17 protein-coding genes are annotated in these 17191 nt (G+C 76.5%); 7 read left to right on the top strand and 10 right to left on the bottom strand.

Annotated elements, in window-relative coordinates:
* The first annotated feature begins 212 nt into the window (after nucleotides 1-212).
* The 3 genes from E4P41_RS18105 (at nucleotide 213) to E4P41_RS18090 (ending at nucleotide 3310) form a co-directional block, all read left to right on the top strand.
* The gene (locus E4P41_RS18105; protein WP_135142650.1) at nucleotides 213-1337 is read left to right on the top strand and encodes a PQQ-binding-like beta-propeller repeat protein; all 1125 of its coding nucleotides are present in this window, start codon (nucleotides 213-215) and stop codon (nucleotides 1335-1337) included.
* A 150-nt stretch (nucleotides 1338-1487) separates the two neighbouring features.
* Nucleotides 1488-2441 carry an alpha/beta hydrolase gene (locus E4P41_RS18095; RefSeq protein ID WP_167761165.1) on the top strand — a complete coding sequence of 318 codons (954 nt, stop codon included), beginning with the start codon at nucleotides 1488-1490 and terminating at the stop codon, nucleotides 2439-2441.
* Nucleotides 2438-3310, top strand: coding sequence for an oxygenase MpaB family protein (locus tag E4P41_RS18090; protein ID WP_135142648.1), 873 nt, complete (start codon nucleotides 2438-2440; stop codon nucleotides 3308-3310). The genes E4P41_RS18095 and E4P41_RS18090 overlap by 4 nt, the downstream gene beginning before the upstream one ends.
* Nucleotides 3311-3345: 35 nt before the next feature.
* Here E4P41_RS18090 and E4P41_RS18085 read toward each other — a convergent pair whose 3' ends face one another.
* The 5 genes from E4P41_RS18085 to E4P41_RS18070 all read right to left on the bottom strand — a co-directional run bounded on the left by E4P41_RS18085 (nucleotide 3346) and on the right by E4P41_RS18070 (nucleotide 6761).
* Nucleotides 3346-4200, bottom strand: coding sequence for a PD-(D/E)XK nuclease family protein (locus E4P41_RS18085; protein ID WP_135142647.1), 855 nt, complete (start codon nucleotides 4198-4200; stop codon nucleotides 3346-3348).
* Nucleotides 4201-4209: 9 nt separating this feature from the next.
* A complete protein-coding gene (locus tag E4P41_RS18080; protein WP_135142646.1) occupies nucleotides 4210-5094 on the bottom strand; it encodes a PHP domain-containing protein in 885 nt (294 codons plus the stop codon).
* Nucleotides 5094-5840: a PH domain-containing protein gene (locus tag E4P41_RS18075; protein ID WP_135142645.1), complete on the bottom strand. Its 747-nt coding sequence runs from the start codon at nucleotides 5838-5840 to the stop codon at nucleotides 5094-5096. Before E4P41_RS18075 ends, E4P41_RS18080 begins: the two co-directional genes overlap by 1 nt.
* A 10-nt stretch (nucleotides 5841-5850) precedes the next feature.
* A complete protein-coding gene (locus tag E4P41_RS22330; RefSeq protein ID WP_167761164.1) occupies nucleotides 5851-6003 on the bottom strand; it encodes a hypothetical protein in 153 nt (50 codons plus the stop codon).
* Between the two features lie 134 nt (nucleotides 6004-6137).
* Nucleotides 6138-6761 (bottom strand): DUF6758 family protein, encoded by a 624-nt coding sequence (locus E4P41_RS18070; RefSeq protein ID WP_135142644.1) that lies wholly within the window; start codon nucleotides 6759-6761, stop codon nucleotides 6138-6140.
* A gap of 76 nt (nucleotides 6762-6837) precedes the next feature.
* On the opposite strand from E4P41_RS18070, the gene E4P41_RS18065 reads away from it, so the two are divergent.
* A complete protein-coding gene (locus tag E4P41_RS18065; RefSeq protein ID WP_167761163.1) occupies nucleotides 6838-7272 on the top strand; it encodes an NUDIX domain-containing protein in 435 nt (144 codons plus the stop codon).
* A 25-nt stretch (nucleotides 7273-7297) separates the two neighbouring features.
* On the opposite strand, the gene E4P41_RS18060 is transcribed toward E4P41_RS18065, so the two are convergent.
* Complete coding sequence (locus E4P41_RS18060; RefSeq protein ID WP_135142642.1) at nucleotides 7298-7807, bottom strand: MaoC family dehydratase; 510 nt, start codon at nucleotides 7805-7807, stop codon at nucleotides 7298-7300.
* A gap of 137 nt (nucleotides 7808-7944) precedes the next feature.
* Between E4P41_RS18060 and E4P41_RS18055 the strand changes: the two genes are divergently transcribed.
* Together E4P41_RS18055 and E4P41_RS18050 are read left to right on the top strand one after the other, a co-directional pair.
* A complete protein-coding gene (locus E4P41_RS18055) occupies nucleotides 7945-8448 on the top strand; it encodes a hypothetical protein (protein WP_245177459.1) in 504 nt (167 codons plus the stop codon).
* A complete protein-coding gene (locus E4P41_RS18050) occupies nucleotides 8445-9383 on the top strand; it encodes an MFS transporter permease (protein WP_135142640.1) in 939 nt (312 codons plus the stop codon). The genes E4P41_RS18055 and E4P41_RS18050 overlap by 4 nt, the downstream gene beginning before the upstream one ends.
* A 25-nt stretch (nucleotides 9384-9408) precedes the next feature.
* Here the strand turns inward: E4P41_RS18050 and E4P41_RS18045 are convergent, their stop codons facing one another.
* Entirely contained in the window at nucleotides 9409-9702 is a 294-nt protein-coding gene (locus E4P41_RS18045) for a WXG100 family type VII secretion target (protein WP_135142639.1), read from the bottom strand.
* Nucleotides 9703-9853: 151 nt separating this feature from the next.
* Here E4P41_RS18045 and E4P41_RS18040 point away from each other — a divergent pair, with 151 nt between their 5' ends.
* Nucleotides 9854-14089, top strand: coding sequence for an FtsK/SpoIIIE domain-containing protein (locus E4P41_RS18040; RefSeq protein WP_167761162.1), 4236 nt, complete (start codon nucleotides 9854-9856; stop codon nucleotides 14087-14089).
* A gap of 179 nt (nucleotides 14090-14268) precedes the next feature.
* Here the strand turns inward: E4P41_RS18040 and E4P41_RS18035 are convergent, their stop codons facing one another.
* The 3 genes from E4P41_RS18035 to E4P41_RS18025 form a co-directional block, all read right to left on the bottom strand.
* Complete coding sequence (locus E4P41_RS18035) at nucleotides 14269-14781, bottom strand: hypothetical protein (RefSeq protein ID WP_135142637.1); 513 nt, start codon at nucleotides 14779-14781, stop codon at nucleotides 14269-14271.
* A gap of 66 nt (nucleotides 14782-14847) precedes the next feature.
* Complete coding sequence (locus E4P41_RS18030; protein WP_135142636.1) at nucleotides 14848-16230, bottom strand: wax ester/triacylglycerol synthase family O-acyltransferase; 1383 nt, start codon at nucleotides 16228-16230, stop codon at nucleotides 14848-14850.
* A gap of 114 nt (nucleotides 16231-16344) precedes the next feature.
* Nucleotides 16345-17191 (bottom strand): chromosome partitioning protein (locus tag E4P41_RS18025; RefSeq protein ID WP_135142635.1); only part of this gene is annotated, 847 nt, incomplete at its 5' end.

Raw genomic sequence — 17191 nt, 5'->3', positions numbered from 1 at the left:
GTCGGCGGTCCCGCGGAGCCGTCCGCCGACGCGCCGGCCGGCGAGGGCGTCGCGACCGGTGAGGGTCCGGCCCGCACGCGCCGCCGGCGCCGCCGCGGCGGGGCCGGCCGGGGCTCCGCCGAGCCCGCCGCCTGATGGAGGACCCGCCTTCCCCCCACCCCTCGCTTCGCTTGGGGCGGGCCCCTGAAGGCGGGCCGTTCCAGCACGTCACCATGCGTCCGCCGTTGCGGGTGTGGGTGTGGACGGCGGCCGCCCTCGCGCTGGTCGTCGTCGCCGCTCTCCTGTGGCGGGGTTCCGACGCGGCGGCCACGGAGAGCACCACCGCGGAACCGGCCGCCGTCCCCGAGGGGACGCCGGCCGGTTCGGTCTCCGCCGTCTGGACCGCCCCGACCACCCCGACGGACGGCGCACCCCGGTCGACGGTGGACGGCGGCCGCGTCGTCGTCGCCGGCGAGCACGGGGTGCGCGCGCTCGCCGTGGGCACCGGCGACGAGGGCTGGCGCTACACCCGCGCCAACGCGCAGCTCTGCGACTGGACCGTCGTCGGTGGCCTGGTCATCGCCGTCTTCCGCACCGAGGACCGCTGCGACGAAGCGGTCGCCCTCTCCGTCGACACGGGAGTGCGGGCGTGGACCCGCAACCTCGACCTGCGTCCCGACATGGTGCTGTCCAGCACCGACGGCATCGTGCTGGTCGCCAGCCCCACCGGCGTCGTCACCCTCGACCCGGTCGGCGACAACATCCGTTGGCGACAGGCGCCGGGCGATGGCTGCTCGATCGAGGACGCCGACGTCGGAGGCGCGGGCGTCGCCGTCCTGCAGCGCTGTACGGCGTCGCTGCAGGTCCGCCTCTTCGACGGCTACGACGGCACCCCGCTGTGGACCCGCGACGTGACCGACGGGACGACGCTGGCCGGTGTCGAGCAGGCGGTCGTGCTCGGCGGAGACGCCGGGGTGCAACTGCTCGCCGGCGCCGACGGCGCCCCCCTGGGCCCGCCGGTCGCCCCCGCTACGGAGGACGTGAGGGTGACCGGCGTCGGCACCACCGCCCTGGTGCTGGCCGACGGCACCCTCGCGGCGGTCGACCAGGGCACCGGTGCGGTCCGCTGGCGGACCGCGGCGGTCGGCCTGCCGTTCGGCCCGGTCGAGCGCGCGCTCGCCCCCGAGGGGACGTCGATACCGGTGCCCGAGAGCGACGCCGTCGTCCTCCGCGACCTCGCGACCGGCGAGGAGCTCTCCCGCTCCGCAACAACCGGTCTGCGCGCCGGCGGGCTGCTGGCCGTGGCCGGCCCCGTCGTCGTCAACCAGCTGCCCGACCGGGTCGTCGCCTACCGCTGAGGAAGGACCCCGCTGCCTCCCACTCGGCCCCGGCCCCGGCCCCGGCCCCGGCTCCGGCTCCGGCCAGAGGCTCGCCCCGAGCCTGCGAGGGGTGAGGAGGCCGGGGTCCTTCGACTGCACCGGGGCCGCCTGCGAGGTTGACTGGTGGCCATGGTGATGCCCGGCGGCCCCGACGACTGCGCCCCCCTGTCCATCGCCCCCGACGACCTCCGCCAGCTGGCCGACCACGACGCACGGCACCGCGCGTTCACCGGCGGCGCGGGCCCGCTGACGGCGCTCGACACCGGGGGCGACGGGGAGCGCGGCACCGTGCTGATGGTCGCGGGTTTCACCGGCAGCAAGGAGGACTTCGCACCGCTGTTGCGCCCGCTGTGCGCTGCCGGGTACCGCGTCGTCGCCCTCGACCAACGGGGCCAGTTCGAATCGCCCGGGCCCGACGACCCGGCCCGCTACTCGGTCGCCGAGCTCGGCGACGACCTCGTCGCCATCGCCGGCGAGCTGCGCGCCGAGAAGGTCTCCGCACTGCACCTGGTCGGCCACTCGTTCGGCGGGCTGGTCAGCCGGGCCGCGGTCCTGGCCGAGCCGTCGGCGTTCACGACGCTCACGCTGCTCGGCTCCGGCCCCTCTCGGCTGGTCGGCGCCCGGGCGCAGCTGCTCGAGCACCTCTCCCCGCTGCTCGACGCCGGCGGGGTGCCGCTGGTGAACGAGACGCTGGAGCAGCTGGCCATGACCGACCCGAGGGCGCAGCTGGTGCCCGCGCCCACCCGGGAGTTCCTGTCCCGCCGCTTCCTGGCCACCAGCGCGGCGAGCCTGCGCGGCATGGCCGACGCGATGACCAGCGAGCCGGACCGGGTCGCCGAGCTGGCGGCCACCGGCGTCCCGGTGCTGGTGGCGCACGGCGCCGCGGACGACGCCTGGACGCCGGCTGCGCAGATGGACATGGCCTGCCGCCTGGGGGCCCGGCACGAGGTCATCGCCGGCGCCATCCACTCCCCCGCCATCGAGAACCCGGCTCGCACGCTGGAGGTGCTGCTGGCGTTCTGGGGCGACCCGCGCGGAGCCGGCACCGGGTCCGCGGCCGACGAGGCGGGCGTGCTGCGGTGAACCGGACGCCGTCGGCCAGGGACTTCACGGCCGAGGAGGACCTGCTGGGCTTCTTCGGCCCGGACAGCGTCAGCTGGCGGATCCACGCCGACCCGGCGTTCTCCGTCGGCGGCATCCGGGCGCTGCTGCTGCAGGCGCTGCACCCGGTGGCGATGGACGGCGTCCACCGTTTCTCCGCCGCCTTCTCCAGCGAGCCGTGGGCGCGGCTGACCCGCACCGCCGAGTACGTGGCGACCCTGACCTTCGGCACCCGCCGGGACGCGCTGCGGGCGGTGCGCCGGGTGCGGGGCATGCACCGGGGCCGGTCCGCGGTCGAGGAGACCACCGGCCGGCGCTACGGTGTCGACGACCCGGACCTGCTGCTCTGGGTGCACTGCTGCGAGGTGGAGTCGCTGCTGTCGGTCGCCCGCCGCGCCGGCGTACCGCTTCCCGGCGCCGACGCCGACCGGTACGTCGCCGAGCAGGTGACCGCCGCGGTGCTGGTCGGCTGCGACGTCGACGACGTGCCGGCGACGGCCACCGAGCTCGACGCCTACCTGGAGCGGATGCGTCCCCAGCTGGCGGTGACCCCGGCGGCACGCGATGCGTCCCGGTTGGTCCTGCTCCCGCCGATGCCCGCGTGGGTGCAGCTGCTCACCCCCGCCCGGCCGGCGTGGAGCACGCTGGCCTCGCTCGGGGTGGCCACGCTGCCGCGCTGGGCACGCCAGCTCTACGGCCTGCCCGGCCTCGGTCTGACCGACGCCGCCGCGACCGCGGGCGTGCGTGCCTTCCGCCAGGCGGCGCTGACGGTGCCGGCGCGGGTACGGGAGTCGCCGATCGTGCGGGCCGCGCGGGAACGCGTCGCGCCGGCGGTCCCGCTGACCGCTTGACGATGCGCCACTGGGGCGGTCGGTCCCGGGAACCGTCACGCGCCCGCGGGGGCCTCCTCGGCGAGGAAGCTCCACGCCTCCCGCGGTGGGGTCGCCGCCTGGCCGACCGCGCAGCTGGGCCGGAAGTCACACCAGCCGCACTGCCGACCGGGGGCCGCGGGGAAGGCGACGTCCGGGTCCTCTCCACCGTCGACGGCCGCGGTGGCCGTCGCGATGTCGGCGGCGACGTCCTCGGCCCGCCGGACGTGGTTGGCCAGCGAGCGGTCGGTGTGCTCGAAGGCGGCCACCGTGCCGGTGGGCAGGTGGTGCAGCTCGACCCGGCTGCACGGCCGGCGCAGCGTGCGGCGGACGCCGAGGACGTACGCGGCCAGCGCGGGTGAGCCGCGGGCCTCGTCGTCGGTGCAGACCGAGCGGCCGGTCTTGTAGTCGACGACGACCAGTTCGTCGCCGCGCTGGTCGATGCGGTCGACCCGGCCGGAGAGCGCCAGCCGCTCGGTGGTGGCGGCCACCTGCCGCTCGGTGCCGACCGGTTCGTCGGCGGGGTCGAGCCCGGGGACGTAGTCGGTCAGCCAGCCGGCCGCCCGGGCGCGCCACCGGTCGGACTGCTCGGCGTCGCGGAAGCCGGCCGGCGACCAGGCCCCGTACAGCAGCTGGCGCGCCGCGGCCGGGGTGCGCTTCGGCAACGGCAGCTCCCACCACGAGCGCAGCGCGGCGTGCACCGCCGAGCCGACGCTGTTGTGCGCCCACGCCGGGCCCTTGGCCGGGGTCGGCCGGTCGACGTAGGCGTGCCGGTAGCGGCGCGGGCAGTCGCTGAAGGCGGCCAGCTTGCTCGGCGTGGCCGGGAACAGCCGCCGTGGCATACCGGGCATCTCCAGTTGCGCGCCTCCCATGGGGCCACGCTATCCGCGGGCACCGACCGTCCCGGGCCGGTCGCCGTACGGCGCGGCGCCGGTCCCGGCGGCCAGCAGCGCCTCGAACTGGTCCGGCGCGGTGGTGCACGCGGCGATCGGCGTCGTCTTGTTCGTGCCGTGGTAGTCGCTGGAGCCGGTCACCAGCAGCCCGAGGTCGGCAGCCAGCCCGCGCATGTGGGCGCGCTCCTCCGGGTCGTGGTCGGGGTGGTCGACCTCCAGGCCGAGCAGCCCGGCCTCGACCATCGCCGCGATCGCCTCGTCGCCGACCACCCGGCCGCGCCGGGTGGCCAGGCCGTGCGCGAACACGGGGACCCCGCCCGCAGCGCGCACCATCGCGATGCCCTCGAGAACGTCGGTGTCGGCCTTCGCGACGTAGTAGGGGCTGCGGTGGTGCAGCAGGGTGGTGAAGGCGTGGTCCACCGACTCCACGACACCGGCCTCGACCAGCGCACGGGCCACGTGCGGACGGCCGACCACGCCGCCGCCCGAGCGCTCGACGATCTCGGTCCAGACGACGGGGTAACCGGCCTCGGCGAGCGCGGCCACGATCCGCTCGCCGCGGCCGAGCCGCTCGTCGCGCAGGCGGGCCCGCTCGGCGGCCAGGGCGGGGTGCTCGGGGTCGAAGAGGTAGGCCAGCAGGTGCACGCTGATCGGCGGCGCCCCGGCCGGGAACCACCGGCAGGACAACTCCATCCCCGGGACGACGGTCAGTCCGGCCGGGCGGGTCTGCTCGGCGGCGGCCCAGCCGGCGGTGGTGTCGTGGTCGGTGAGGGCGACGACGTCCAGGCCTGCGGCGCGGGCGGTGGCCAGCAGGTCGGCGGGGCTGTCGGTGCCGTCGGAGACCGACGAGTGGGTGTGGAGGTCGATCCGCATCACCGCCCACCCTGCCGCACCCGGCGACCGGCCACCCGCGGGGAGCGGGGACCCCGCGGGCGCAGCGGTGGGATCGGCTCGGTGTCCCGCCGCCCGCTCTCGGGGGCGGCGTGCTCGGGGCCCGTGTGGTCCGGACGCGGCGGCGACGGCGGCAGGGGCGGGCGGGCGACCCGCGGCGGCGGCTCGGGGTTGCCCTCGTCGTCCCCCGTGTCGGCGTCGTCGGCCCCGAAGAGCAGGTCGCTGACCCTGCGGTACAGCACGTCCGCCCGCGGCAGGTAGGTGATCTCCGACAGCGCCTGCTGCTGCCCGGCCGACTCGAAGCGGAAGGTGCCGTAGCCGAGCAGCTGGCCCAGCAGCGTCTCCTTGTACGTGAGGTCGGTGATCCGGCGCAGCGGCAACAGGGCGACGGTCCGGACGACGATCCCGGTGGTCAACAGCACCCGGCGGTTGGTGACGATGAAGTGCCGCATCCACCACTCGCCGCCCCGCAGCGCCAGGTACCCGAGCGCGCCGACGAGCACCAGGAAGCCAACCGTGGTGGAGATGCGGTCGTCGGGGTCGAGCAGCAGCAGCCAGCCGCCGATCGCCAGCAGCGGCAGCGCCTTGAGGCCCGGCTCGATGAGCACCGCCCAGTGCCGGCGGGTGGCGATGACGGGCGGCTGCTCGTGCGGGAGCAGGTACTTGTCGGCGTCCTTGCTCCACCGCGGCCGGCGGCCGTCGGAGGCCGGGGCTGCCGGGCCGCCCACGCCGGCCTGCCTAGGCCAGGGACTCGAAGAACGACGCGACCGACGACGCCGCGTCGCCCAGCGCCTGGCCGGCGGATCGCACGATGTCGGCGGAGCTCTCCGGCGCCGAGATGATGTAGAAGATCACGAAAGCGAGCGCCAGCCAGGTGAGGACCTTCTTCACCGTCACCTCCGCGGGGAGTCCTGGGCAGGTGTGCGGACAGGGGCGTCCCCACGACGAGCCCCATGCGTAACACACATCGCAGGGCCCCTTCCCGGGACACGCCGTCGCGTCGTGGGTCGTACAGGTCCGGTCCGTCACGGCCCGGGCAGGAGGTGCTCACTGGGCGGGCCGAGCGGCAGGTCCGGGTAGAGGCGATCGCGCAGGTCCAGCAGCTGCAGCTGCTCGGCGAGCAACCATGCCGCCGACATGGGCCACATGACCAGCCACAACCACACGCCGAAGGCCTCCCCGACGAAGGCCGCCCGGTCGTCGGAGGTCGGCACCGCCCACAGCGGTGCACGCTGACCCGCGGCGTCGACGTCGGCCGACGAAGGGCCGGAGATCACGTCGCCGGGATCGGGTCCGGGCAGCCCGGCGTACCCGCAGCCGACCCCCGTGCCCGGCTCCTCGGCGACGAGCACCAGCTCGGCCGAGCCGCCCAGCGGCGCCGGACCGGCGCAGTCGACGACGATCGCCCGGGCGCCGGGCTCACCGCCCCATGCCAGGCCGGTGACCGACCAGCCCGGCGACATCGGGTCGGGCACCCACGCCGGCACCCGGGCGTCGGCGGTGACCGCGGCGATGGCGTCGTGCGCCACGAGCAGTGTGTGGTGCAGCGGCGTCACCGCGCCGTGGACGTGGCACCATGCCTGAGCCGAGTTCCCGGGGCGGACGACCACGCGCTCGCCGCAGCGGGGACAGACCGTGGTGGCAGTCATCGGGCATCACCGTCCTGTGACCTGACGGGTTCGTCAAGCGCTGGCACCCGAGGGTGCCGTGCGTACCGTTCGGGACATGTCGCACGCCACTGACGCCTTCGCGGCCGAGCTGCCGGTGGTCGCCTGCGTCGGTGCCGTGGTGCTCGACGCCCGCGGCCGGCTGCTGCTGATCCGGCGGGGCCACGAGCCCGGCCGCGGATTGTGGTCGGTGCCCGGCGGACGGGTCGAGGCCGGGGAGTCCGCCGCCGCGGCGGTCGAGCGTGAGGTGCGCGAGGAGACGGGCCTGGCGGTGCGGGCCGGTACCGAGGTCGGCCGGGTGCGGGTGCGCGGCCCGGGCGTCCTCTACGACGTCGTCGACCTGACCTGCACGTTGCTGGACCCGGAGGCGACGCCGGTGGCCGGGGACGACGCGGACGCCGTCACCTTCGCCGACGCGGCCGACCTCGAGCGGCTGACCTGCACGCCGCAGCTGCTGGAGACGCTGCGCGGCTGGGGCGTGCTGCCGACCTGACGCGGCCCGGCAGCACGCCGGCACGTCAGCTGCGCGGCTTCGGCTCCGGGCGGCCGGGCTGCTCGCCGCCGCGGGCCTCACCGTAGGAGCGCTTGGGGACCATGACCTTGCGCCGGAAGACGCAGACGACCGTGCCGTCCTGCTTGTAGCCGATCGTCTCGACGTGGACGACCCCGCGGTCGTCCTTCGACCTCGACTCGGTCTTGTCCAAGACCGTCGTCTCGCCGTAGATCGTGTCGCCGTGGAAGGTCGGCGCCACGTGCCGCAGCGACTCGATCTCCAGGTTCGCGATGGCCTTGCCGGAGACGTCGGGGACGCTCATGCCCAGCAGCAGCGAGTAGACGTAGTTGCCGACCACGACGTTCTTGCCGAAGTCGGTCGTCTCCGCCGCGTAGTGGCTGTCCAGGTGCAGCGGGTGGTGGTTCATCGTGATCAGGCAGAACAGGTGGTCGTCGTACTCGGTGACGGTCTTGCCGGGCCAGTGCTTGTAGACGGCTCCGACCTCGAACTCCTCGTAGTACCGACCGAACTGCATGTGCTGACTCCCGGTGTCGACGCTGACGACGGGGCACGGACGGCTGGGAGCGGGGGCCCACCATGCCCGGCGGGCCAGTTGCCCACCACGCGGCGTCGGTGACCCATCTGGACGGCCGCCGATCCTACGATGCGCCCGTGGTACCGGCTCCTCCCGTTCCGGACCCCGGGAAGCCCGGTGTCCTGACGCTCTCCCCCACCGGCCGGCGGGCCCGGCTCGCCGCCACCGCCGTCGTGTTGGCCCTGCTGCTGGGCGGCACCGTGTGGGGCAACGACTCGGAGTTCCCGTTCGGCCCGTTCCGGATGTACTCGACGCGCGCCGACCCCGACCGGCCGGTGGTCTCGACCAGGGTGGTCGGCGTGACCGCCGACGGCGACCAGGTCCGGCTGTCCGGCGGCGAGGTCGGCCTGCGCCGCGCCGAGTTCGAGGGCCAGCTGCCCCGGCTCGTGGACGAACCCGAGCTGCTGGGGCTGCTGGCGCAGTCCTACGCCGTCCACCACCCCGGCGCCGAGCCGCTGGTCGCGGTGCGGGTCGTGCAACGCCGCCACGCTCTCGACGACGGCCGCCGCACCGGCGAGGTCACCGAGAGCGTGCTCATCGACCACACGGTGGCCGCAACCCACCAGGAGGGCACTCCATGAGCGCCGCCGTGTTCCCCGGCGCGACTCCCGCCGCGCCGTCGTCACCGGGCCGCGGGGGCGTCTCGGGCTGGTGGTTCCGGCCCGTCCCGCTGGCGCGGATCGCCGCCTTCCGCACCATCGCCTACCTGTTCGTCCCGGTCGACGTCTTCCTGACCACGGCGTGGGTCCGGGCGCACGCCGACGTCCCGACCGAGTGGTACGCGCCGCTGACCATCGGCCAGCTGCTGCCGCTGCCCGCGCCCACGCCGGCGCTGGTGCACGTCGTCCAGTGGGCCCTGGTCGCGGCCGCGCTGGCGGCGGCGACCGGCCGGGCGCCCCGCCTGCTCGGGACTGCGGTGTTCCTCCTCTACCTGGAGTGGATGGTCATCGCCATGAGCTACGGGAAGGTGGACCACGACCGGATCGCCTATCTCGTCGCGCTCGCGGTGCTGCCGACGATCGGGCGGGTCCGGTGGCGCGACCGGCGTTCCTCCGAGGCCGCCGGGTGGGCCATGGCGGCGGTGTTCGTCACCGTCATGCTCACCTACTTCCTCGCCGCCTGGGCGAAGATGCGCTTCGGCGGTTGGGACTGGGCGACCGGCTCGACGCTGACCCGCGCCATCGTGCGGCGGGGCACGGTGCTGTCGGACTGGACCCTCGAGGTGCCGGGCCTGCTGGTGGCGGCCCAGTGGGCGATGCTCGTGCTGGAGTTCGCCGCACCGCTGATGCTGCTCGTGTGGTCGGCGCGGGCCCGGGTCGCCCTCGTGGTTTTCCTGCTCGGTTTCCACCTCGCCGTCTACGCCAGCGTGACGATCATCTTCCTGCCGCACTGCGTGGCGATCCTGTCGATCCTCGCGTGGGAACGGCTGCCCGACGCCGCCCGGCGGCTGCGCTCCCGCGTCGGCGGAGGGGCTCCGGCCGAGATCTCGCCGGTCGGGGCCGCTCCGCCGGGCTGAGCCGGCTACAGCGTGCGACACCGGCTCAGATCAGCGCGCCGATGCGGGCGGCCATGTCCGCCTCGTGCTGCTGGTAGGACGCCGCCACGCTGGTGAGCAGCCCCCCCATGCCGGTGAGCGCGTCGCTGACACCCTGGGCGCTGAGCCGCCACTGCTCGTAGAGCTCGGTGAACCGGGCCGCCGCCTGGCTGTCGGTCCAGCCCTCGAGCACCGAGGCGTCCACGCTGCTCGACAGGGCGGCGTGGCGGGCGGTGGTGTCGGCGGCCTCGGCGCGGCACTGGCCGGCCAGCGACTGCAGGGTGGCGATCTCGACCTTCACGTGTCCTCCTCGTGGTCCGGGTCCCTCCCGGTCGGGGTGACGGTAGGGCGTCGGTGCCCCGCCCCGGCCGTCGTCGTCCACAGCCCCCGGGCCCGTCCACAGACCCGGCCGGGGGGCTCCGGTGGGCACCCGGGACGGGCAGGGTCGGCGCGTGCCCGCCCGCTCCCCTGCCACCCGTTCCTGGACCCTCGTCGCGTCCGCCGACGCTCTCGACGTGGCGGTCAGCGCCTGCGACGACGACCGGCTCGGCGCGGTGCTGCCGGCCCTGGCCACTGCCGTGGGCCTGCCGTCCGCGGAGCTGTGGGCCGGTTCCACCCGCCTGGACGGCGACCTGCCGCTGACCGACCCCCGGCTGGTGCACGGCGCGCTGCTGGGCCTCGGCCGCCCCGGCCCGCGCTCGGGCGCCGCTCCGCGGTCGAGCGCACTGGAGCTGCACGTCGTAGGCGGACCCGACGCCGGGACGACGCTGCCGCTCGACCGGGGCCGGCACGTCGTCGGCCGCGGCGGCGAGGCCGCCGTCCGGCTGAGCGACCCCGACGTCTCCCGTCGGCACGTCCTCGTCGACGTCGGCACCGGAGACCTCACGGTGCGCGACCTCGGCTCCACCAACGGCAGTCGGTTGGACGGCGAGCCCCTCGGGGAAGACGCCCGGCCCTGGGTCGCGGGCTCCGCGCTCCAGGTGGGGGCCAGCACGCTGCGGGCGACGGGACCCGGAGGTGCGCGCGCCGTCGTCCAGGACGGAACCGGGGGGCGGCTGACCCTGCGCCCGCACCCACGGCTGCGCCCACCCCGCGAGGAGGTCGAGGTCGCCCTCCCGGCCGCTCCCGTCCCCCCTCCGCCGCGCCGGCTGGCCTGGGTCGCCGTGGCGCTGCCCGCGGTGGGTGGGATCACCCTGGCCTGGGTGCTGGAGGTTCCGCACTTCCTGTTCTTCGCGCTGCTGAGCCCGGTCGTCGCGATCGGCACGTGGCTGTCCGACCGGTGGTCGGGCCGTCGCAGCGCGCGCCGCTCGCGCGCTCTCCACACGGCCGAGCTGGCCGATGCCCAGGAACGGCTGGCCGTCGCGGTCCGGGCCGACGAGCGGGCGGCCGAGGCGGCGCATCCGGACCTGGCCGCCCTCACCACCGCGGCCCGCCGCCGATCCACCGGCCTCTGGCAACGCCGGCGGACCGACGCCGACGCGCTCGTGGTGCGCATCGGCGCCGGGTCGGGCGAGTCCCGGGTGACACGGGTGGAGCCCGACGGCTCCCGGCGCCGGGAGCCGTCGGACCGGCTGCCCGTCGTCGTCGAGCTGGCCGCCACCGGCGGGCTGGGCGTGGTCGGGCCGCGCGGTCCGGCCGTGGGGGTGCTCACCGGGGTCCTCGGTCAGCTGGCCGTGCTGCACGCCCCCGGCGAGGTGGACCTGGTGCTGCTCACGACGCCGGACCGACTGCCCGACTGGGCGTGGCTGCGGTGGCTGCCCCACCTCGCTGCGGACGCCGTGCACGTCTGCGCCGCCACCTCCGCCGAGGGCTCCGGCGAGGACGGGCTCCGCTGGCTGACCGCGCGGCTGTCCCGGCGGGCGGCCGGTGACGGCCCGGCCGCCGGCGCACCCGGGGCCGAGGACGCCGCACCCGGCTGGACCGTCGTCCTGGTCGACCGGCCGGCCGGTCCGCGCTTGCTCAGCCTCCTCCGTCGGGCGCGCACGGCTGGGGTGGTCACCCTCACCTGTGGCTCCTGGTCGACCGGCCTCCCGGGGGTGGGCGACGCCGTGCTGGAGCTGGGGGGCGAGACCGGCGAGCGGGCGACCCTCGTCCGCGCCGGCGTGGCCGAGCGGCCGGTGGGAGCCGTCGACCGTCTGCCGCTCCCGATGGCGGCGGCGCTCGCCCGCGACCTGGCCGCGCTGGTGCCCGCCACCTCCGGTGGGACGATGCCGCGGCACGTCCGGCTGCTCGACCTGCCGTCCCCCGGCGCCGGCATCGCACCCGACGGCTCGCCGGCCGGCGCGTGGTCGCGGGCCCGGGACACCCTCGTCGCGACGCTGGGCCGCACCGGAGCGGGGAGCGTGTCGGTCGACCTCTGCCGGCACGGGCCGCACGCCCTGGTGGCCGGGACCACCGGCTCCGGCAAGTCCGAGCTGCTGCAGACGCTCATCGCCGGCCTGGCCCTCGCCCACCCGCCGGACCGCTGTTCCTTCCTGCTCGTCGACTACAAGGGCGGCGCGGCCTTCGCGGAGGCCGCCGCGCTGCCGCACACCGTCGGCCTGCTGACCGACCTCGACGGCACGGCCACCGCCCGGGCCCTGCGGTCGCTCACCGCCGAGCTGACCCGCCGCGAGGCCCTGCTCGCCGCCCACGGCGCGGCGGACCTGGCCGCCCTGCCCGACACCGTGGACCTGGCCCGCCTGGTGATCGTCGTCGACGAGTTCGCGGGGCTCGCCGAGGAGCTGCCGGCCTTCCTCTCGGGGCTCGTCGGCATCGCCCAGCGGGGCCGCTCGCTCGGCGTGCACCTAGTGCTGGCCACCCAGCGGCCCAGCGGCGTCGTCTCCCCCGAGATCCGGGCCAACTGCACGCTGCGGATCTGCCTGCGGACCACCGACGAGGCGGAGTCCCGGGACGTGCTCGGCACCCCTCAGGCCGCCCTCCTGCCGATCGACACCCCGGGACGCGGCTACCTGCGGGCCGGCGGCGGACCGCCCGTGCTGTTCCAGGCCGCGCGGGTCTCCGGCGCACCACCGGTGGGCCGGCACACCTGTCCGCAGGTCCGTGCGTGGCGCTGGCCGGCCCCCGCAGCAGCCCCCGCCGACGAGGTGTCGACCGGGAGCACCGACCTGGCCCGGCTCACCGAGGCACTGGTCCGCCGGGCCGCGGAGGCGAGCCTGCCTCCTCCGCACCGGCCGTGGTGCCCCGCCCTCCCGGACAGCCTCTCCGCCGAGGACCTGGCGACCATGCCGTCCCGGCACGGCCATCAGCCCGCGGCCTCACCGACGACCCACCTGCGGCTGGGGTTGCTCGACCGCCCGGGCGCCCAGGCGCAGGAGCCGCTGGAACTGGACCTGGGACGAGCAGGGGGCTGGCTCGCCGTGGGCGGGCCCCGCAGCGGCCGGACGACGTTCCTGCGAACCGCGCTCGCCGAGGCGGTCACCGCCCTCGGCCCCGACCGGCTGCACGTCCACGTCCTCGACCACGGCGGCGGCGGGCTCGCGGCGGCCGGTGCCGGTCTCCCGCACACCGGCACGGCCGTCGGCGGGGACGACGCCTTGCGGACCGTTCGGCTGCTCGACCGGCTCGGGCAGGAGGTGGCCGCCCGCCGCGCCGCGCCGGCCGGGGAGCGGCGGCCGCTCCTCCTGCTGCTCGTCGACGGCGCGGAGTCGGTGATGGCGCAGCTGGACGAGGCCGACCCGGGCCGGGGCTCGGCGGTGCTGCTGCGGCTGGTCCGGGACGGCGGTGCGGCCGGGCTGACCTGCCTGCTCACCGCGGACCGGGCCGTTCCCGGTGGCCGGTTGGCGAACGCCGTGGCCACCCGGCTGGTCCTCCCGCTGCCGGATCGCGCCGACTACGCCGTCGCGGGCATCCCGGCTCGCGCCGTGCCGAACTCCCGGCCGCCGGGCCGCGCTCTGGTCGGCGAGGACGCCCTGGAGTGCCAGCTGGCCCTCCCCCGCTCCCTGCCCGCCGCCGCCCCTACCGTGTCGCCCGGTGCAGAGCGGCCGCTGTCGATCCCCGAGCTGCCGGCCGAACCGGTGCTGCAGCCCCCTGGGGCGGCTGCCGCCGAGCACCCGCTGCAGCTGCCGGTCGGGCCGGGCGGCGACGACGGCGGCGTGCTGACCGTCGACCTGGAGCGGACCGGTGGGCTGCTCGTCGCCGGGCCGGCCGGCAGCGGCCGGAGCACCGCGCTCGAGGCCTGCGCCCGGCACCTCGCGGCCGCGGGCGTCGCGGTCCTGCGGCTCGTCCCGGGCGCACCGCCGGCCGACGCGGAGGCCGCACCGGGGCAGTGCCGGCTGACCGGCGGCGACGTGGAGGGCTGGCGGGCCTGGCTCGCCGGGCTGGGCGGCGCTCCGGGAGCGGTGATCGTCGACGACTCCGCCGCCCTGGCCGATTCCGCGGTGCTCGCCGCGGCCGCCGGGGCCGAGGCGGTGCCCGGCCTCGTCTTCGTCGTGGCCGGAACGGCTGCGGAGCTGTCGCCCGCCTTCCGCGGCCCGGTGTCGGCGCTGCGGCGACGGCGCAACGGCCTGCTACTGACCCCGACGCCCGGCGACGCCGACCTGCTGGGCATCCGGCTCCCCCGCACGCCGCTTCCGCAGCGCCCCGGCTCCGGCTGGCTCGTCACGGCGGGTGTCGCGCAGCGGGTGCAGGTGGCCCGCCGCGACCCGCCGTCGGGCGAGCCATCCCGGCGCGGGGACGGACTGTCCTGACGACGGGAGGCCGGAGGCTTCCCAGGAGGACTCGAGGGGCTCCACGCAGGAGGACGGCACGTGGCCGGGGTGTGGACCGGTCGCGGGGCCCGCAGGGTGTCCCGACCGGGATACGGACAACGGCTCAGCGCACGCCGAGGACGGCTCCTGGCCGCGGTGTCGTCCGCAGGACGACGGTGTCACAGCAGTTCGAGGAGCGTCCCGACCTCCTGGGTGGCGTACCAGGCGAGCTCGTGGCCCTCCGCCTGGTCGACGACGAACTGGGCGTCCTCGCTGCCGAGGTCGGCCTCGAGGACCACGGTGACCGCCGCCCGGACGTCGTCCTCCGCCTCTGCGCCGTCGGCGTGCGCGCTGGCCACGGCGGCCAGCGCGACGTCCCCGGCGATGCGGACGGCACCGCGGTCGGCGTGCGGGTCGTCGAGCTCGGTGACCGCGGCGTCGGGAACGTCGGCGGCGAGCACCACCCGGCGCCGGGCCGCGGACGGGTCGACGTCGATCAGCCGGAGACTGGCCCGCGCCGCGGCGAGGAGGGCGGCGTACTCGAGTTCCTCCTCGTCGGCCCCGGCGTCGCTCAGGACGTAGAACTCGCGCAGGCCGGGGGTGACCGCGAAGGCGGTGAGGGGGCCGGCCAGGCGCCCGTCGTCCACGAGGGTCCGCAGGACGCTCGTCGTGGCGGGCAGGTACACACGCACCGGGCTGGCTCCTTCGTGCAAGCGGGGACGGCCCGACGGTATCCCGGCGACCGGGCTCCGCCCGGGTCAGCCCGCGGTCTCGACCAGGACCGCGAGCTCCTGCTCGATCAGGTCGGCCAGCACGTCGACGTCACCGACGCCGTCCCGGTCGGCGTTCAGACCGAAGAAGACGCGGCCGTCGTAGCTGGTGACACCCACCGACAGGCCCTGCCCCGGGGCCACCGGCACCACGGGGAACACCTCGAGCATGCGGGCGCCCGCGGCGTACAGCGGCAGCTGCGGGCCGGGCACGTTGGTGACCACCAGGTTGGCCATCCGCCGGGACAGGCCCCGGGCCGCACGGGCACCGAGCGCATGCAGCGTCGGCGGGGCGAATCCGGTGAGCGCGATGAGCGCCTCCGCGCCGACCGACCGCCCGTGCTGGCTGACACCGCGCATCGCGTAGTTGAGCCGGGCGAGCCGGACCCGCGGGTTGGGCTCGCCGACCGGGAGGTCCACCAGGTAGCTGGACACCCGGCTGCCCGGAGCCTCCTCCTCGTCGCCCTGGACCGACACCGGCACCAGCGCCCGCACGGAGGTCGAGCCGAGGACGGCCTGACCGCGCGACAGCAGCCAGTCCCGCAGCGCCCCCGTCACCACGGTCAGCAGCACATCGTTGACGGTCCCGCCGTGGGCCTTGCGGACCTTCTTGACGTCGTCGAGGTCGGCTCGCGCCACCGCCACCCGACGCTGGCTGCCCCTCGTCGCGTTCAACACGCTGGGCGGCGCCGGGAACAGTGCCGACCGGGCCGCGCGCACCGCTCCGTCCGCGGCGCTGGTGAGGCGGGCGCCCGTGGCCCGGAGGTCGGTGACGGCGTGCCGCGCGGTGTCCACCGCCGCCGACGGGCGCTGCACGTACTCCCCGACGGCCTCGCGGACCAGCTGCAGCGCGCTGGGCAGCCGGCGGGGCCGCCACTCCTCGGACTCGGGGAGCGGGGCGTCCGGCGAGGTGTCGAGCAGGACCTGGCCGATGTCCACCGTGCCGAGCCCGTCGACCAGGGCCGGATGGGTCTTCGTGATCACCGCGACCCGACGGTCGGGCAGTCCCTCGACGAGATAGATCTCCCACAGCGGTCGGGCCCGGTCGAGCGGCCGGGCGGTCACCCGAGAGACGAGGTCCAGCAGCTGGGCCTCGCTCCCCGGCCGGGGCACCGCGGACCGGCGGACGTGGTACTCGACGTCGAAGTCCGGGTCGTCGACCCACACCGGGTTGGCCAGGTGCCCGGGGACCTCGAGGACGCGCTGCCGGTAGCGAGGCACCAGCGGCAGACGGGCCTCGACCAGGGAGGCGATCGCGTCCAGCCCTCCGGACGGCGACTCGAGCACCAGCACGCCGCCCACGTGCATCGGGTTGTCGGGCTTCTCCAGGTAGAGGAACGACGCGTCCAGGGTGGTCAGGCGCTCCACCATCGGTCTCCTCCGGGTCGGGAGCCTCACGCTACGACGCGGTACCGCCCGCGGGCACCCCGACGGCGGTGGTACGCCCCGCTCGGGCGCCCTGCGGGCCCGCGGATCCCGGCCGGGTCAGCCGGCCCGGCGACGCGGACGCTGCCGGCGCCCGGAGGCCGGCACCGGCACCCCGGCGAACGCTGCCGCCATCGACCGCAGCTCCGCCCGCAGGGGTGAGGCGGGCGCGACCTCGGCCAGCGTGCGCCCCTCCGCGAGCGCCGAGTCGGTGGCGCGTCGGTCGGCGGGTAGGAAGAAGGCCACCGTCCGGCCGGCGAACCGTTCCAGGGCGGCCCCGATCTCCCGGCGCGGGTCGCCGGGCACGGGGCCCTTCCGGACCTGGTTGACCACCACCACCGGCTCGACGTCGGGGAGCACGTCGCGCAGCGCACCGAGGGCGCGGATGCTGCGCTGCAGCGCCACGGGGTCCGCGCCGCTGACGCAGACCACGGTGTCCGCGGCCTCCAGCACGGTCAGCGTGACGCCGTTGCGCCGCGGGGCCGCGGTGTCGAAGGAGAGTTCCTCGTCCTCCTCCAGGCTGAACGCGCAGTCCACGACGGTGAGCTCGGCGCTCCGACGCGCCTCCTCGAGCACGGCGGCCACGGCACGCGGCCGCAGTTCGGGCCAGCGGTCCGCGCGGGCCAGCCCGGTCAGGACCCCCAGCCGGGGCCGCACCGCCCAGGCCAGCCGGCCGAGCGCCGCCTCGTCGAGGGTGCCGGCGGCCGCCTGCCGGGCTGCGCCGGCCAGCCCGGGCGACTCGTCCAGCAGACCGAGCACCTGGGCCACCACCCCGCCGTAGACGTCGGCGTCGACCAGCAGGGTCGGCACGTCCAGCCGGGCGGCCTCGTCGGCGAGCCCCACGGCCACCGTCGTGCGCCCCGGCGCGCCGGTCGGGCCCCAGACCGCCACCACCCGGCCGCGGCCG

Origin of the sequence: Geodermatophilus sp. DF01-2 (assembly GCF_004571065.1) — a bacterium.
Taxonomy (GTDB): domain Bacteria; phylum Actinomycetota; class Actinomycetes; order Mycobacteriales; family Geodermatophilaceae; genus Geodermatophilus.
The sequence above is the reverse complement of the archived record's forward strand: the minus strand, read 5'-3'. Positions and strand labels throughout refer to the sequence as shown.

Coding starts and splice junctions, on each gene's coding strand:
- E4P41_RS18105 (WP_135142650.1), top strand. CDS start 213: ATGCGTCCGCCGTTGCGGGTGTGGGTGTGGACGGCGGCCGCCCTCGCG.
- E4P41_RS18095 (WP_167761165.1), top strand. CDS start 1,488: ATGGTGATGCCCGGCGGCCCCGACGACTGCGCCCCCCTGTCCATCGCC.
- E4P41_RS18085 (WP_135142647.1), bottom strand. CDS start 4,200: ATGGGAGGCGCGCAACTGGAGATGCCCGGTATGCCACGGCGGCTGTTC.
- E4P41_RS18080 (WP_135142646.1), bottom strand. CDS start 5,094: ATGCGGATCGACCTCCACACCCACTCGTCGGTCTCCGACGGCACCGAC.
- E4P41_RS18070 (WP_135142644.1), bottom strand. CDS start 6,761: ATGACTGCCACCACGGTCTGTCCCCGCTGCGGCGAGCGCGTGGTCGTC.
- E4P41_RS18065 (WP_167761163.1), top strand. CDS start 6,838: ATGTCGCACGCCACTGACGCCTTCGCGGCCGAGCTGCCGGTGGTCGCC.
- E4P41_RS18060 (WP_135142642.1), bottom strand. CDS start 7,807: ATGCAGTTCGGTCGGTACTACGAGGAGTTCGAGGTCGGAGCCGTCTAC.
- E4P41_RS18050 (WP_135142640.1), top strand. CDS start 8,445: ATGAGCGCCGCCGTGTTCCCCGGCGCGACTCCCGCCGCGCCGTCGTCA.
- E4P41_RS18030 (WP_135142636.1), bottom strand. CDS start 16,230: ATGGTGGAGCGCCTGACCACCCTGGACGCGTCGTTCCTCTACCTGGAG.